Source organism: Mesobacillus sp. MER 48, assembly GCF_023714225.1.
Lineage (GTDB): Bacteria > Bacillota > Bacilli > Bacillales > Cytobacillaceae > Mesobacillus > Mesobacillus oceanisediminis_A.
On record NZ_JAMAUR010000017.1, the window covers coordinates 1 to 17,513 of the forward strand.

Below are 17,513 nucleotides of genomic sequence, written 5' to 3' on the forward strand. Positions count from 1 at the left end.
CTGTTTAGCTGACGGGATCTAGGTCCCACGAGCAGTTACGTTTTACCCCGGCTACCGTTATAATAAGACCATATAGAAAAAGGTCAACCAGAAATATTTTCTTTTCTGGATGACCTTATAATACGAACGGGGCAGGATAGTTAAACAAAGGATACAAAATCTTAATCAACAATTTAGGGAGGTATATATGGAACTTCCAAATGGTGTTACAGGGTTTTATGAAGGAAGCAATGAACCTCCTAAAATGGATAGTAAACAGTTAAAGTCTTTATGTTTTAACTATGTTAAGACCAATGGAGGGAAAATCATAGAGGTTTGGGAACCACGGGAATGTACAAACTTTTTTGATATTAAAGTCAATTTACGAGATAAGTCATTTCATATCCTACTTAACGAACATTATCCCCTTTTAGCCTTTGCTTCTGATGTGAAAATTGCTCAAATAAATTTTATTGATGAACCATCTTTAGGTGAACTGTTTAGCGGTTTTTACAATGTACTAAAAGCTGAGGACCTGGACAATAAGCTATTTGAGAATCAAAACAATAATTTGAATAGAGCAGAGCTGGAACAAATAAAATATTGGAAACCTCAGAGAATAGGAGATGTAATCTTTAATTTTTGGGATTAAGGTATTTAGTTCTCCTTAGCAGTAACTAACTAACGATGCAGTAATGTTGAATAAGAAGTTTTGTGAAAATAAGCGTATATACAATCTTCAGACGTTAATTCTTTTCAATAAGGTGGGTAATAAATGTCCTCAGAACAAAGAAAGAATATGGATTTAACAATTAAAGATATTGTTACTCCAGTTTTAAAAGAGCAAGGATTTAAAGGTTCATTCCCCCATTTTAGAAGGAAGAATGAAGACAACATAGATTTAATTACTTTTCAATTTAACAGATGGGGAGGTTCGTTTGTAGTTGAATTGGCAATTTGTCCATTAGAAGGAATAACAATGGACTGGGGTGAAGGAATAAAACCAAATAAAGTGACTGCTCATCACGTTAATCAACGTTTTAGATTAGGGGCAATGTCCGAGGAAGAAGATGGTATATGGTTTAATTTTGAAGAGGCTAAAACAAAACAGGATTTTGAAGAGGTTGCCACAAACGTCTTAAATTTATTAAACACTTCAGACCCTAAATGGATTTCTAATTTATTTAAGGAGCCGATTGGTTGACCTTGGATGAGTAATGGGTTATCGAACTTCTTATTTAATTAAGAGGTAGGATAATAAATAAAGGATTTTTATGGTAGTGTACAATCCCTCTTCGTGTTACAATTAGTGTAATATTACACTAAGGGTGATTCTTGTGAAGAAAAAAGTGTTTGTTGGGGTTAGTGCAATTGTCTTTTTTTTAGTCTGTTTTATTGTTTGGTATGTGAATTTTCCTGGTTATAAAAATATCGCAGAAGATAGAATTGATACATATATGGAAGCTCAGAAAGTAGATTTGGAACAGGGATACAAAAAAAGGTCATCAAGGGACTTTAAAACAGGAAGATGGATGATTGTTTATAAATTTGCTGAGGAACCAAATCTGATATATGAATACGAGTACGATAGAAATACTAATAGTGTTTTGCTTATCGTATTTGAATCACCTAATATGAATGGTGGGAGTTCAATTGAAAAAGGTATGCATTATCCAAGTCTAGAAGATGGCTGGTCAAAATTCGATTCTAAAGGGAATTTGATTTTAGGTTCTGACTGATGATTTACAATCTATTTTACTATTGTTTTCAAAAATAGGGATCTTAATTGGGTCCTTGTTTTATTTATTGAAGTTTATTTATAAGTTGGATTGTGAAACAATGCACTTAAACATACGGGTGCTTATCTTCAATAAGAAGACTAGATAGACTGCTAATCAGCAGTCTATCTATTTTTACATAAAATTGTCGAAAAATATTGAAAAAACTTACTTGCTTCAATGAAGAAAGTAAGTTACTCTTTAATTAGTAAATTATGGAGATGGATTATATGAATGGACTTAGGAAAGGCAGTAAGGATCTAATCAAAGAAATTAACCGTTCCATAGTAATTAACCTAATTAGGAAATCAGGCAGGATCAGCAGGTCTGATGTTTCAAAAATCACCAAAATGAGTTTGTCTACAATCACTTACATTGTGGATGAATTAATGGCAATTGATTTGGTAAGGGAAGTCGGCGTTGCTACATCCACTGGTGGCAGAAGGCCTGTACTATTGGAGTTTAATGCGGATTATGGCTATACAGTTGGTGTGAAGATTGAGGAGAAAAGAGTTCTATTCGCCTTAACCAATCTAAATGCTGATATTTTGGATTTAGTAGAAAAGAAGTTTAACAGGTTTGATAATATCCAGGATGTTGTAGAAATGATTGCTCGTGGTATTAAGGAGCTTTTACAAAAGGCTGATAAGCCAATGGAACAACTTATGGGTATTGGAATCGCGGCTTCTGGATTAATCAACCGCCAGGAAGGGACGATTGTTAGATCTTCAATGTTGGGATGGGAGAACGTACCTTTATGTCAATTGTTAAGCGAGCAGCTGAACAATATTCCAGTATTCATTGATAAAAATGTCAACGCTTACACAATGGCGGAATTATGGTATGGAGAAGGAAAAGACCTGTCAAACTTCATCTGTATCTCTGTTGGTGCCGGATTAGGTATGTCCCTAGTGGTCGATAAGAAAATTTATTACGGAGAATCCGGGGGAGCTGGTGAGTTTGGCCATACGGTAATGAAAATTGGCGGGTATCCATGTCACTGCGGACAAAAAGGTTGCCTTGAAATGTATGCATCTGAATTTTTTCTATTTAACCGTGGCAGTGAGATAAAAGAAAGCTATCCTGAAACAATCATTGAAGATTTTTCATTCGAAGAAGTATCCACTGCAGCAGAAAAAGGTGACGTTCTTGCAAACGAACTGATGAAATCATTTGGTGAAAACCTGGGATACGGAATATTAAATGCAATTAACGCACTTAATCCCCATACAATATTGCTTATTGGAGAAGGGATGAAATACAAGCACTTATTCCTGGATGCCGCTGTAGATATTGCAAGGGTGAACTTTTTTTCAGCCGCAAATATCCAAACAGAAATAAGGCCAACAGAACTCGGAGATGATTCATGGCTAAAAGGGGCAGCCTTACTCGCAATCACTCATTTGTTTCAGGCTCCAATCTATGAAGAATCTAAATCTATATTAAATTGAGGTGAGAACATGGTTGGTATGACAAAGAAAAAGACAGCCTTTTGGGTAGCTGTGTTCCTTTTGCCCAATTTAATCGGTTTCTTGACTTTTATCGTTTTCCCGCTTTTATCATCATTAGCCATCAGCTTTACGAACTGGGACCTAATATCCACTATGGAATTCGTCGGAATGGATAATTACAAACAGCTAATGGTGGATAAAGAATTTTGGGCAGCGTTTACCCATACGATAACTTTCATTATTGGATATTTACCCTTAGTAATGATTTTCGGATTAGCATGTGCTTTGCTGCTTAATAGAAAAGTAAAATTAAGAGCATTCTTCAGAGCAGCGTATTTTTTACCAGTAGTGACATCGTGGGTTGCCGTATCTCTTGTATGGAAATGGCTGTTCAACCCTAGTTACGGATTAATAAATTACTTCTTATCATTTGTTGGTATTGAGGGGCTTAATTGGCTCCAAGATGAAAGTCTAGCAATGCCAGCTATCATCATCACAAGTGTCTGGAAAGACATTGGATTTGTTATGGTACTATTTTTAGGCGGCCTACAAAATATTTCTACCTCCTACTACGAAGCCGCAGATATCGATGGGGCAAATTCCTGGAAGAAATTCTGGAATATCACCCTCCCGCTTTTGACACCTACGACATTTTTTGTAACCATCATTTCTTTGATTAACTCATTCCAAGTTTTTGACCAGGTCATGATCATGACTGAAGGCGGTCCTGGCGGCGCAACCAATGTGCTAGTTCAAAACATATACAATCATGCTTTCCGGTATTTTGAAATGGGCTACGCTTCCGCAATGTCATGGATTTTATTCATCGTCATATTTGTGATTACTTTGATCCAGATGAAAATGCAGAAAAGGTGGGCGGATTGAACATGGAAATGAATCCGGTTACAAAACAATCAACTGTCCTTCAGAAAGACTATCAACTTACAAGTCTTAGGATATTTAAAAAGGGTTTACTGTACATCGTTTTGATCTTAGGTGCAATCGCTATGCTGCTTCCTTTTCTATGGATGATTTCGACTTCATTAAAGAATCAAGGAGCAACAATGGTCTTTCCACCACAGTTTATCCCTGATCATGCAACCTTTCAAAACTATAAGGATGTGACTGGGGCATTCCCAATGCTTCACTTTTTGGGAAACTCCTTGTTAGTGGCGATTCTCACTACTTTAGGCCAGCTGCTTTTATGTTCTATGGCAGCTTATGCGTTTGCCAGGATGCAATTTTGGGGCAGGGATAAACTTTTCCTATTATACCTGGCAACAATGATGGTTCCGGCACAGGTCACAATGATACCCCAGTTTATCTTAATGAAAAACTTTGGATGGCTTGATACATATCAGGCATTGATCGTTCCTGGACTGTTTAGTGTTTTTGGAACCTTCTTGTTAAGGCAGGCATTCTTGTCGATTCCGAAAGAACTTGAAGAGGCAGCCTTCATGGATGGTGCCAACCATTTTTCAATATTCTGGCGTGTAATTATGCCGTTATCTAAACCAACACTCGCAACGTTAGGCATCTTTTCATTCATGCAATCTTGGAACAATTACCTATGGCCACTTATTGTAATTAATGATAAAAGCTTTGCTACTTTGCCGCTAGGTTTATCTCTTCTGCAAGGGAGGTGGGAAACGAATTGGAACATGATGATGGCAGGCGTAGTCATTAGTGTTTTGCCAATACTTGCAGTCTATCTATTTGCGCAAAAGTACTTTATTCAAGGAATGACAATGAGTGGGATGAAAGAATAATAAGGGGGAATTAAGATGACTCAGAAAAAGCTTGTTTCGGCTATTGTTCTACTATTTATGCTTACTTTTACTGTATTGGCAGGATGTTCTGATTCGGAAAAGAGTTCTGGAGACAGCAAAGATGAAAAGGTAACAATCAATTACTTCACCTTTTCACCAGGTACTGACCATGAAAAAGACCTACAGGACATGATCAGTGCTTTTGAAAAGCAAAACCCAAATGTAAAAGTAGATTATGAGATTGCTGCTTATGATGATTATTTTACAAAGCTGCAAACCATGATAGCTGGCGGAAAAGCACCGGATGTATTTGAACTTAACTATGAAAACTTCGTTAGTTATGCCTCAAAGGGAGCTTTAGCGAACCTGTCTAAATACATTGAAGAAGATAAAGATTTTGATCCATCTAAATTAAATCAAGAAGCATATAAAGCTTATCAATACGAAGGAAAGCAATATGGAATGGTAGAGAGCTTTTCAAATGTTGTCACTTTCTACAATAAAGACTTGTTTGATAAAGCAAAAGTGGATTACCCAACTGCAGAATGGACTTGGGAAGATGAATTAGCAGCAGCGCAAAAACTCACAAACAAGGATGAAAAGGTCTGGGGTACTTATGCACCGATTCAGTTCCATGAATTCTATAAAGTCATTGCTCAGAATGGCGGATCTGTATTCAATGAAGACAAATCAGAAGTAACAGTCGATAGCCCTGAAAATGCAGAAGCACTTCAATACATGGTTGATAAGGTGAACAAATATAAAGTAACTCCTACTGTAGGTGATCTATCTGGCCAGTCACCAGAAGATTTGTTTAAGAACGGTCAAATCGGAATCTTGCATACTGGAATCTGGATGCTATCCGCTTTCAAAGATGCACCATTTAAATGGGATATTGCACTTGAAGCAGGCAATACACAAAAGGCACACCACTTCTTCGCAAATGGATTAGCAGTTTCAAAGGACTCAGATGCTCAAAACGCTGCTTATAAATTTGCACGCTTCATGAGCGCTAGTGACGAAGCGGCAGAAATTCGAATTGCAAGTTCATGGGAACTTCCAGCAATCACAAATGAAGAAATCTTAAAGCCTTATCTGGAACAAACTCCTCCAGAAAGCAGGGAAGTTATTTTTGAAGCTATGGATACGCTTGTTTTACCTCCAGTAATTGAAGATTGGAGTAAAATGAGTGACTTGATCACAAAGGAACTAGAAAATGTGGTGAACGGTAAAAAGAGTCCTGAAGAAGCATTGAAAGTTATGCAGGGAGAATTAGAAAAGCTGAAGTAATCAAATCTGGAGAAGGATATCGAGGCATCCTCATATCCTTCTCTTCTAACATAAGGGGAGAGACATATGGATTCAAAAGCAATGTACAGCAAGCTGCTTAAAGCTCACGTATACCAGTTAAACAATGATTATCCATCCTCGGAAAGAATTCTTCTTAATTATAAACCTCAACTTGATAAAGACCGAATATACCTTATTGCTACCTGGCTATGGAATGTGCAGAACCATTTAAAAGGGACGAATAGTGAGAGCATGAAAGAAGTTAATGTTCAACAGTATTTAACGTTTCTCCAGGAAAATTGGAGAAAACCTTTTGAACGCATTTGGGGAGACGGCAAAAAAGATCTTCATGTTTCGAACATTGCAATGGTATATGCGGCATTAACTCAATCCAAAAATAATCTCCAGCAATATGAACTCCAAAAAACAATCACAGAAATCAGAGATTTTGTCTTTGACTCTCTACTTTCTGGGGGGATGTTGCTTAATGCAGTGAATGAACGGCAAATTTCATTGGATATGCTTACTGCAGTTATGCCATATGGATTGTTTTCTCCTGAGGACTTAATTGTGGTAGAAGCAGTTGGCCAAATCGAAAGGAAGTTAGTGAATAATACAGGGGCACTAAAAACGATTGAAGGTAAGAAAGAATCTTCTTCAGCAACTGCGCTTTTGTCATTATATTTTCTGGAAAAGGGCAACTATGAAAAAGCGAATACCTATTTAAATTTGGCACAAAGCTTGATTGGAAAAGAGTCGACAGAGGAATCCGAGCTTGGAAAAGTGATTATTGAAATGATAGAACACTATAAGGTTGATTCAATAGAAGAGTACAAAATAGTACATACACCCTTTGGCAATCATAACATTTACGATCCGCAACTTACAGAACGAAGTCCACATCATCCGACAATCGAAGAGCCAATAACAGTAGCATGCCAGGTATGGCCTGAAGGCGAAGTAGATTCGGTTTTATTAACTTTATACTCAGCTAGCGGTGAAACCGTAAAGACAAAAGAGTTGACCAGAAAATATCTTGAGGATAAAAAAGTTTACATTTGGATTGGAACTATCGAACCCCTTACCCAGGAAGAGGAATTCAGTTATCAATTCTCCGCTTATAAAGGCGAGGGCCTTAAGGTGCAATCAGAGCGGTTTCCAATCACACCTCTAAAACGCCGGGTACTAAATGAATTCCGCTTATTTGAAAAGGCTGAGAGTGAAGTAGTCTTGTTAGCGAAAGATGAGGATGGTTTTTCTTTACAGGTCAATCTGGGCTTTAATGATGACCAGTTTTATATAAATATTGATTCTAATATTAATCAAGAATTCCTCCAGGAAGAATATGAAGCTCTTACCCTAAAATCCATGAACCAAGAATTTACTGTTGACCTGCAGTTAAATCCATTTTTCATTTGCATAAGAGATGCCAACAAAACACTTTTAAAGTCACACGATTTCCTTTCCTTTATTGAATGTACGACTGATGAAAACCAGTTTATAAGAGACTTAAAGCTAAATTTGCATACACCGTTGAACGAAAGCTTTTATGGATTCGGTGAGAGATATAACGCTGTTGAGCAGCGCGGGAATATCATTGATTGCTATGTTTATAATCAGTATCGAGACCAAGGTACAAGGACTTATATGCCTGTTCCTTTTTACATCAGTTCACTGGGATATGGCTTGGTGGTTAATACCAACAGGTACACCCATTTTGACATCGCTCACTCATTGAAGGATGCCCTGTCTATAAAGATAAGGATGTCAGAAAAACAACAAAGCACCTCCCTTACCGCATTTTTAGGGACACCGAAGGAAGTGATTAAATCCTTTACTTCGAAAACTGGCAAACCAGTATTACCACCTGTTTGGGCATTTGGGCCCTGGATGTCGAGCAATAACTGGGACAGGGACAGTCTGACCCGTTCAGAAGTTGAGAAAACAAACGAATATCAGATACCAGCGACTGTTCTAGTTCTGGAACAGTGGAGTGATGAAGCTACTTATTACATGTTCAATGATGCCCAATATGAAGTGAAAGTTAATGGAGAAAGTCATACCTACAATGAAATGGAGTTTCCTGAATGGGGACGATGGCCGGATCCTAAGGGATTGTTTAAATACCTGCATGATAACGGGTTGAAAGTTCTTCTGTGGCAGATTCCGATTAAAAAATACTTGAACAGGCAAATGCATCCACAAAAAGATGCGGATGAAAAATACATGCTGGAAAATGGATATGTTGTCAAAAAGAAAGACGGATCTCCATACAGGATGCCTGAAGGCTGGTTTAAGGAAAGTCTGTTGATGGACTTTTCAAATCAAGAAGCCAAGGAATGGTGGTTTAGCAAACGGAAGTATTTGCTTGAAATTGGAGTGGATGGTTTCAAAACAGATGGTGGGGAGTTCGTGTTCGGAGACGAATTACTGTTTGCTGATGGGAAAACCGGCGACGAAATGCGTAATTTGTATCCAAATGATTATATAGAGGCGTACTACCAATTCGCTAATGATTTTAAAAGCGGAGATGCAATGACATTTAGCCGAGCCGGATACATGGGAGCTCAAAAATTCCCAGCACATTGGGCAGGGGATGAAAGATCGACTTTTGACGCATTTAAGCGATCGTTGGCTGCAGGTATCACTTCTGGAATGTCAGGAATTCCATTTTGGGGCTGGGACTTAGCGGGATTCAATGGTGATATTCCAACGGCCGAATTGTTTGTCAGATCCGCGGCTATGGCGGCCTTTTGTCCAATCATGCAGTATCACGCTGAAAGCAAAGGTGAGTTTAATCAGGACCGCACTCCATGGAATATTGCGGAGAGAACCAATCAAAAAATTGCAATTGAGGGATATAGATTTTATGCCAATGTCCGAATGAACTTGCTCCCTTACATTTGGAACGAAGCAAGAATAACTAGTGAAACAGGTATTCCATTAATGCGCTCCTTATTTATGGAGAACCCTGGAGATCAACGAGGTGAAGGAGTATTCGACCAATATTACTTTGGATCTTCTTTATTGGTTTCTCCTGTAACAGAAGAAGGTGCAACTTCAAGAAAAGTTTATTTCCCTGAAGGAACTTGGTTTGATTTCTGGAACGGTAAAAGAATTATTGGTCCTGCCTATGAATTGATTGATTCACCACTTGACCATATTCCTGTTTACGTAAAAGAAGGGGCCGTAATTTTAACAAATGTGGATCAAACGCTTCAGTTAGGTTCTTGGGTTTCCAATGATATTACCAGTTATGTCAGACCTTTATTAAGGATTTATTTAAAGGATGGATTATCCGAAAGAATCAATGACCACCTGAATAATCAATGGGTTGTTGACGTCATAGAAGAATCGGATAGATGGAAGATTTCAGTAAGTGGACCAACAGAAGAATTTGATGTTTATCTTCCTGATGAAGCTAACTCAGAAGGAAAAGATGTTTTTATAAACGGAAAGAAAAAAGCTTGAGTTCATGGAGGTATGAATGTGTTAGATACAACTAGTTTTGCTATCCTTCCAACCCAGGAAAAAATCGAAAGCGAACCAAAATTACATGTTGGGTCAGTCAAATCTTTCTCGTGGAAAGATCATATGCTTACAGGCACTAATGAGCATGGTGAGTTTTTGATTTATTTTGCAGAAAAAAAGATTCCTAGAATCATCATAAATCCATTTGGAAAAGTAGACTCGGCATCGAGCATTGCTGTTTCACTTAAGCAAGTTCCTCATGAGGCATCGTTTCAGGAAACGAATGACCAATTAATGATCACCTGTGATTCGGTAAAAGTTGAGGTGACCAAAGACCGTTTCACAATAAAAATATCGAATGACCAAAGAATAATCTTCCAGTCGGGGAGCCCGTCAACTTTTTATAAAAACAGTGGTGAAGTCTTTTTTGATGCACTGATGGAGACTGATGATGTCTTTTATGGATTTGGGGAAAAGACTGGCTTCCTCAATAAGAGAGGTTCGAAACTGTCGATGTGGAATACGGACGTTTATGCACCGCACAATAAGGACACAGTCGAGCTGTATCAATCCATCCCATATTTTGCTGTTCATAACAAGCAGAGATCTTATGGACTTTTCTTTGATAATACATTTAAAACAGAATTTGATACCCAGACCTACTCAAATAAATACAGGATGAGTGCCAATGGTGGGCAACTCGACTTTTACGTTTTTGTTGGTGAGAACTTAAAGGAAATCACCACCCTTTACACTGAGCTGATAGGAAAGATGAGTCTGCCTCCCAAATGGGCGATTGGATATCATCAGTCTCGCTATAGCTATCGATCAGAAGAAGAGGTCCTGGCAGTCGCTAATCGTTTCAAAGAAGAAGGAATCCCATTGGATTGTATATTTTTCGACATCCATTATATGAGGGATTATCGAGTATTTACCTTTGATAAGGATCATTTTCCGCAACCTGATAATCTGATCTCTACCTTATTAAAGAACGGGATCAAGGTTGTGCCAATTGTAGATCCAGGAGTTAAAAAGGATGTTCAGTATCCTGTGTACGCAGAAGGGGTAAACAAGGGCTTGTTTTGTAAGTATCTTGATGGACAGATTTATTATGGGGATGTCTGGCCTGGAACGAGTGCATTTCCTGACTTTATGAATTCTGAGGTAAGGAATTGGTGGGGAAATTTGCACAAATTCTATACCGATCTCGGCATTGAAGGAATTTGGAATGATATGAATGAACCGTCTGTCTTCAATGAAAGCAAGACTATGGATCTCGATGTGATGCATGATGTGGATGGAGAACTGAAACCGCATTTGGAGATGCACAACACCTACGGACTCTATATGAGCAAAGCAACTGCCGAAGGACTTTCAGAGCTACTCCCCGATAAACGTCCTTTCGTTTTGACCCGTGCTGGTTATGCGGGTATCCAAAGATATGCCACCGTCTGGACGGGAGATAACCGAAGCCATTGGGAGCATCTTGAAATGTCACTGCCAATGATCATGAATCTTGGCATATCAGGGGTTGCTTTTACTGGAGCGGATGTTGGCGGTTTCTCTTCTGACTGTACACCCGAATTGTTGATTAGGTGGACACAGGTCGGGGCTTTCATGCCTTATTTCAGAAATCATAGTGTACAGGACAGTATCCGACAGGAGCCATGGGTTTTTGGTGAAGACACAACTGAAATAGTAAAAAAATACATCAAGCTGAGATATAAGTGGCTCCCTTATCTATATTCCCTTTTCCATGAGTCATCTCAAACGGGAGTTCCAATCGTTCGTCCTCTTGTGATGGAATATCCAGAGGATGAAAATACATTTAATATCAGCGATCAGTTCCTATTGGGGAGCAATGTCATGATCGCGCCTATTTTACGGCCGGGTACCACCCATCGGTCCATCTATCTTCCTGAGGGAGTTTGGTATGATTACTGGACTAAAGAATCCTATCAAGGTGGAAAGTATGTCTTAATAGAAGCAGCGTTAAATAAGCTCCCAATCTTTATAAAAGAAGGAACCATTCTTCCTATGGGGTCAGAGGTTCAAAATACAACTGAAAATCAAATCCTTGAGATTGAAGTTTATGCTGGTGATAAAGGGAAGTTCAGTTTGTATGAAGATGATGGAAGTTCCCTTGGCTATAAAGATGGTCATTATTCCATCACAAATTTCCAAACTGAAATGAATGAGGGTTATCTAAAAGTTAATGTAAATATAAGTGGAGATAAGCAATGGAAAAGCCAAGCAAAAGGAATGAAGGTTTATGGCTACTCGGGAGACGTTAGGGTTGAGAATTTATCTGAAGTAAGGGAGCCGGAGAAATGGAAAATCGAGATACTGTAGTGGAAAAGGTAAAGAATGACCAACAATGGTGGAAAAAAAGTATTGTATATCAAATCTATCCTCGAAGTTTTTATGATTCCAATGGTGATGGTATTGGGGATTTGCAGGGGATTATCCAAAAGTTGGATTACTTAAAGGAGCTTGGCGTGGATGTGATCTGGCTAAGTCCTATCTATGACTCTCCAAATGACGATAACGGTTATGACATAAGGGATTACTACCAAATAATGAAGGAATTTGGAACGATGGAGGATTTGGATCATCTTCTTGATGCCGCTCATCAGCGAGGACTGAAAATCATCATGGATTTAGTAGTGAATCATACTTCTGACGAACACTTCTGGTTTGTAGAATCGAAGAAAGCTCAGGAAAATCCGTATCGAGACTATTATGTTTGGAAGCCAGGAAAAAACGGAAAAGAGCCGAACAATTGGGGATCGATTTTCAGCGGGCCGGCCTGGGATTTTGACGAAAATACAAATGAATATTATCTGCATCTTTTTTCAAAAAAACAGCCTGATTTGAACTGGGAAAATCCAGCTCTAAGGAATGAAATTTACACCATGATGAAGTTTTGGCTCGATAAAGGCATAGACGGTTTTCGTATGGACGTCATTAACTTTATTTCTAAGGTCCCTGGTCTTCCGGATGGGGAGGTTAAAGAAGGTGCTATATATGGGGATGGAGGTCCATACTTCGTAAACGGACCAAAGATTCATGAATACTTGAGAGAGATGAATGAAAAAGTTCTATCTAACTACGATATTTTGACTGTTGGGGAGATGCCGGGAGCGAGTACTGCAGACGCGGTCATTTACACATATCCTGACAATAAGGAAATTAACATGATTTTCACTTTTGAACACATGGGATTAGATAGTGGTCCTACTGAAAAATGGGATCTCAAACCTTTGAACCTGGTTGATTTAAAGGAAAATCTGACAAAATGGCAGATTGAAATGCATGGCACAGGTTGGAATAGCTTATATTGGAATAACCATGACCAGCCAAGGATTGTTTCCCGGTTTGGTGATGACCAAGAGTACCGAGTGGTATCTGCCAAAATGCTTGCGACTTGCCTTCACATGATGCAGGGGACACCTTATATTTATCAGGGTGAAGAGATCGGGATGACAAATGTGAAGTTTGAATCCATCGAACACTATCAAGACGTCGAGACATTAAACATGTTCAGAGAAAAACGATCTCTTGGAGTTCCAACAGAAGATATCATGAAATCAATTTATGTAAAAGGCAGGGACAACGCCAGGACTCCTATGCAGTGGAACGAACAAACTCATAGCGGCTTCACGAAAGGAACTCCATGGATCAAAGTAAATCCACGCTATAAAGAAATTAATGTAGAAGCCGCTTTAGCAGATAAAGAGTCTATTTTTTATCATTATAAACATTTAATTGCTCTTAGAAAGAAATTAGATGTCATCACAACCGGTGACTTCAATCTATTATTTGAGGATCATCCAAAGCTTTTTGCATATGAGCGAAGAAGTGAGAATGAAAAGGTTGTTGTGTTGTGTAACTTTAGTAGAGACGAAATTGTTATTGAAGAAGAAGTATTCTTAACTGAAATTGCTCAAGCAGAATTGATTGTACAGAATTATAAAGAAGTAGAACACGGTAAGTTAAGGCCATATGAAACATTAGTTTATTATCAAAAAGGTAATTAATAACTAAAAAAGCTGCAAAACCAATTGGTTTTGCAGCTTTTTTGGTAAGTGGAGAATAGGGGGCTCGAACCCCTGACCTCAACGCTGCCAGCGTTGCGCTCTCCCAGCTGAGCTAATCCCCCGTATCTGTTTAGATAAGGTACAAGAAAGATTATATCTCCTTCTTTATGGACATGCAAGACAAAAATTTCGGAAATAAGCAAAAAAGCCGCTCATCCGCGGCTTTTCTCATAATCCTTCAATCTCAACCCTGTTAATGCCATCAATTTCTGACACCGCCTCATATACATCCGTTGTCTTTCTGCGGAAGTCCACGGTTACGATCAATTGAACCAGCTGGTTCCCTTCAGCAAGATCCTTAATGCGGACATTTTTCAATGAGATTTTTTCCGCTTTGATCCTGGTAATAATGTCTGCAATGCTTTGTCTCGTAGTAACATTGAACTGCAGCCGGATCTCTTTTTCCCTTAATTGCCTTGGACCAATGAAGGTCATAAGGAATGGGATGAATTCAACACTGACAATCAGCAGTGCTACACCAGCAATGGCTTCCCAGTAAAATCCGGCACCCACTGTGATTCCGATTCCTGCAGCACCCCATATCATCGCTGCCGTCGTCAAACCGGAAATGGTATCATTCCCTCTTCGTAAAATAACCCCTGCACCGAGGAAACCAATACCAGAGACAATCTGGGCAGCCAGGCGTAGTGGATCCATCGTGATATTGACGTCTTCATCCCCGGGAAACATATAGGCTGATTCACTTGATACAACCGTCAACAGACAGCTGACGATTGATATGACTAAGCTCGTTTTAAGACCGACCGGTTTTCTTTTAATCTCCCTTTCGAGACCGATTATAAGCCCCAGAAAAGCAGATATCCCAAGCTTAAGCAAAATTTCCATATCAATTGATGAAAGCATACTGATCTCCTGCCCCTTATAAGATGTATTTACTTTCCCTAAAAATACTGAATTAAACACGGTATAGCGATTAAATTTCATTTAAGGTAAGCTAAAAATTCGATTTCATTGTAAAATACATATAATTCATATTAAAGGAGAATGGAAATGGAATCACCAAAACTAAATCCATATCTGGCAGTTGCAGTCGGTGTAGTGGCTGTATCGACCTCTGCCATTCTGGTTAAAGTTTCATCAGCGCCCTCCGGTGTCATTGCATTTTACAGATTGTTCTTTTCTGTTTTGCTGATGCTACCGGTATTTCTTATAAAGTATGTTTCGGAGCTTCGTCTTATTACGATGCGGGATTGGATGTTTAGCGGGATTGCCGGCATATTCCTAGCCTTTCACTTTATCCTCTGGTTCGAATCCCTAAACTATACTTCGGTAGCGAGTTCAACCGTCCTGGTCACACTTCAGCCGCTTTTTGCATTTATAGGAGCGTATTTTTTCTTTAAAGAGCGTGTATCTTTAAAAGCTATACTAAGTGGAATTATTGCCATCGGCGGGAGTGTCATCATTAGCTGGGGCGATTTTAAGGTTAGTGGCAGTGCGTTATTTGGAGACTTTTTGGCTATTGTAGCCTGCGCATTGGTCACTGTTTATCTATTATTTGGCCAAACAGTGAGGAAGAGGATGTCCCTGATCACCTATACCTTCATTGTCTATAGCATCAGTTCAATAACTTTATTTTTCTATGTAATAGCTGTAGGTGAATCCTTCTATCCGTACCCTGCTAGTGACTGGGTTTATTTTATTCTCCTCGCACTGATTCCGACCTTGCTTGGCCACACCCTGTTCAACTGGTCGGTTAAATGGATCAGCGCTTCGGTCATTTCAATGGCCATCTTGTTTGAACCAGTAGGTGCAACTCTATTGGCCTTCTACCTTCTTGGCGAAAAAGTCATGTTGACCCAGGTAATCGGAGGATTAATTGTTATTGCTGGTATAACTTTATTTTTAGTTGATGAAAGAAAAATGAAAATCAAGAACCAGACAGAGATAAAATCAATCTCAGGTTAGGGGTGTATAAGGGTATGGAAATCAGAAAAGCTGCGATTGGGGATGCTCAGGGCATTGCCAAGGTTCACGTGAAAAGCTGGCAAGAAACGTATCAAGGTATAGTAAGCCAGGAGTATCTTGATTCATTGAAGGCAGAGGATCGCCAGCCTTTATGGGAAAAGAGCATCACACAAACCGCCGAAACTTCCCCGGTATATGTTGCTGTTACTACAGATGGAGAAATAGTAGGCTTTGCATCTTTTGGTAAAGAGAGGACAGGCGAATCCGAGGCAGATGGGGAGTTGTATGCCATTTACCTTCTGAAAAAGTACCAAAGAGAACGAATCGGTTTGAAGCTTCTTCAAGCTGGTTTAGAGGAATTATTAGGGCAAAAATATGATGCCATGCTTGTGTGGGTACTTGAGGAAAATGAAAGCCGGAAGTTTTATGAAAGTCTCCAACCAGTAAAAGCAGAAGAAGAAGAAGTCGAAATAGCAGGCAAAAAATATCCCGAAATAGCTTATCTATGGAAGGACTTAAAATTACTTCATCGGGCAGTAATAGAAAAACAGTCAGGGGAAAGATAAATGGAGCTGGAGAGTGTGTTTGAACAATTTCCTTTGTTGGAGACGGAAAGGTTTTATTTAAGACAGCTCAAAATAGAAGATGCCCCACAAATCTTCAGTTATTTTTCGCAGGATCCTGTGACTAAATATTATAATCTTGAGAGTTTTACACAAGGACAGCAAGCTCTGGAGCTGATTGAGAAATTCAACCAGGGCTATATAGAGAAAAGGCAAATCCGCTGGGGTGCTGAGCTGAAAGAAACAGGCACCCTGGTTGGTACTTGTGGTTTCCATGCAATTGACGCTAAACACCTCAAAGCAGAAATAGGCTACGAACTTCATCCCGATTACTGGGGTAAAGGAATGATGCCGGAGATTACGAAAGAGATATTGAGGTTTGGATTTGGGGAAATGGGTTTAAATCGAATAGAGGCATTGTACCATCCTCAAAATGAACAATCCTGGGCGGTGTTGAAGAAAAGTGGATTCGAATATGAAGGAACGCTTCGAAAGCGATGGTTTGATAAAGGCAGCTTCGTGGACGCAGCGATTGCGTCAATCATAAAAATCCCCTGAGAGGGGATTTTTTTAAATGAATAGGTATGTGAACCTTGAGAATAGTAATGCGCAAATTGTGGAGAATATGAAGGTTCCACCATGAACCCTTCCTTCAGTGTTAGCAATTTTTATAGCTTCAATGTAGGCCACACTGAATAAAAAGATTGCCATCAGTAGTGAAAGATTAAGTGCGACTGATTGCAGCAAATAGGATCACCTCTGTTATTTAGTTTGTCCAAAGCATTATATGAGCAAGAACAAAAAAATATTAATAAAAACATTCAATAAGAAGAAACCTGGAAAACAGAATTCCATAATTGAGTTGTGAAAAATTCTTTTAAAATTATATTGCAAACATAATTTATCCGTGGTATATTTAATCTCGCTTCAGAAAAACAACGCTGAATTGGCAAAAACAACATCGTTTTTAGTGAAATAGAAAAACAAAAAACAATGTTGACAATAACAAGACAGCATGTTATATTAATAAAGTCGCTTCTGGGCGGCAAACTGAACAACTTGCTCTTTGAAAACTAAACAAACAAGCGTCAACAAACAATAAATTATCATGCTTCTATTAATAGAAGACATGAGCCAACGTTTTAACTTATGAGCTAACTCATAACTCTTTCTTGGAGAGTTTGAT

General features: G+C 38.9%; 14 protein-coding genes and 1 tRNA gene. 13 read left to right on the forward strand and 2 right to left on the reverse strand.

Annotated features, from left to right (window positions below; translation table 11 throughout):
- Nucleotides 1–187: 187 nt before the first annotated feature.
- From M3593_RS23260 to M3593_RS23305, 10 genes are all read left to right on the forward strand, one after another.
- Nucleotides 188–631 (forward strand): hypothetical protein, encoded by a 444-nt coding sequence (locus M3593_RS23260; RefSeq protein WP_251545016.1) that lies wholly within the window; start codon nucleotides 188–190, stop codon nucleotides 629–631.
- A gap of 123 nt (nucleotides 632–754) precedes the next feature.
- Complete coding sequence (locus tag M3593_RS23265) at nucleotides 755–1,183, forward strand: DUF4304 domain-containing protein (protein ID WP_251545015.1); 429 nt, start codon at nucleotides 755–757, stop codon at nucleotides 1,181–1,183.
- A gap of 133 nt (nucleotides 1,184–1,316) precedes the next feature.
- Entirely contained in the window at nucleotides 1,317–1,718 is a 402-nt protein-coding gene (locus tag M3593_RS23270; RefSeq protein WP_251545014.1) for a DUF3139 domain-containing protein, read from the forward strand.
- A gap of 254 nt (nucleotides 1,719–1,972) precedes the next feature.
- The gene (locus tag M3593_RS23275) at nucleotides 1,973–3,208 is read left to right on the forward strand and encodes an ROK family protein (RefSeq protein ID WP_251545013.1); all 1,236 of its coding nucleotides are present in this window, start codon (nucleotides 1,973–1,975) and stop codon (nucleotides 3,206–3,208) included.
- Nucleotides 3,209–3,217: 9 nt separating this feature from the next.
- Nucleotides 3,218–4,093, forward strand: a complete 876-nt coding sequence (locus tag M3593_RS23280; protein WP_251545012.1) for a carbohydrate ABC transporter permease — start codon at nucleotides 3,218–3,220, stop codon at nucleotides 4,091–4,093.
- Nucleotides 4,094–4,215: 122 nt separating this feature from the next.
- Nucleotides 4,216–4,977 (forward strand): carbohydrate ABC transporter permease, encoded by a 762-nt coding sequence (locus tag M3593_RS23285; RefSeq protein WP_483308945.1) that lies wholly within the window; start codon nucleotides 4,216–4,218, stop codon nucleotides 4,975–4,977.
- Nucleotides 4,978–4,992: 15 nt separating this feature from the next.
- The gene (locus M3593_RS23290) at nucleotides 4,993–6,267 is read left to right on the forward strand and encodes an ABC transporter substrate-binding protein (RefSeq protein WP_251545011.1); all 1,275 of its coding nucleotides are present in this window, start codon (nucleotides 4,993–4,995) and stop codon (nucleotides 6,265–6,267) included.
- Nucleotides 6,268–6,333: 66 nt separating this feature from the next.
- Nucleotides 6,334–9,738, forward strand: coding sequence for a glycoside hydrolase family 31 protein (locus M3593_RS23295; protein WP_251545010.1), 3,405 nt, complete (start codon nucleotides 6,334–6,336; stop codon nucleotides 9,736–9,738).
- An 18-nt stretch (nucleotides 9,739–9,756) separates the two neighbouring features.
- Nucleotides 9,757–12,090, forward strand: a complete 2,334-nt coding sequence (locus tag M3593_RS23300; RefSeq protein WP_251545009.1) for a glycoside hydrolase family 31 protein — start codon at nucleotides 9,757–9,759, stop codon at nucleotides 12,088–12,090.
- A complete protein-coding gene (locus tag M3593_RS23305) occupies nucleotides 12,069–13,778 on the forward strand; it encodes a glycoside hydrolase family 13 protein (protein WP_251545008.1) in 1,710 nt (569 codons plus the stop codon). The genes M3593_RS23300 and M3593_RS23305 overlap by 22 nt, the downstream gene beginning before the upstream one ends.
- Nucleotides 13,779–13,827: 49 nt before the next feature.
- Here the strand turns inward: M3593_RS23305 and M3593_RS23310 are convergent.
- Nucleotides 13,828–13,900 (reverse strand) — tRNA-Ala (locus M3593_RS23310).
- Between the two features lie 106 nt (nucleotides 13,901–14,006).
- A complete protein-coding gene (locus M3593_RS23315) occupies nucleotides 14,007–14,702 on the reverse strand; it encodes an MgtC/SapB family protein (RefSeq protein WP_144481356.1) in 696 nt (231 codons plus the stop codon).
- 147 nt (nucleotides 14,703–14,849) lie between these two features.
- Here M3593_RS23315 and M3593_RS23320 point away from each other — a divergent pair, with 147 nt between their 5' ends.
- The 3 genes from M3593_RS23320 to M3593_RS23330 are packed head-to-tail and all read left to right on the forward strand — an operon-like array spanning nucleotide 14,850 to nucleotide 16,885.
- Nucleotides 14,850–15,764, forward strand: coding sequence for a DMT family transporter (locus M3593_RS23320; protein WP_144481355.1), 915 nt, complete (start codon nucleotides 14,850–14,852; stop codon nucleotides 15,762–15,764).
- 14 nt (nucleotides 15,765–15,778) lie between these two features.
- Entirely contained in the window at nucleotides 15,779–16,330 is a 552-nt protein-coding gene (locus tag M3593_RS23325; RefSeq protein ID WP_251545007.1) for a GNAT family N-acetyltransferase, read from the forward strand.
- On the forward strand, nucleotides 16,331–16,885 hold the full coding sequence (locus tag M3593_RS23330) for a GNAT family N-acetyltransferase (RefSeq protein WP_251545006.1): 555 nt from the start codon (nucleotides 16,331–16,333) through the stop codon (nucleotides 16,883–16,885).
- Nucleotides 16,886–17,513: the final 628 nt, after the last annotated feature.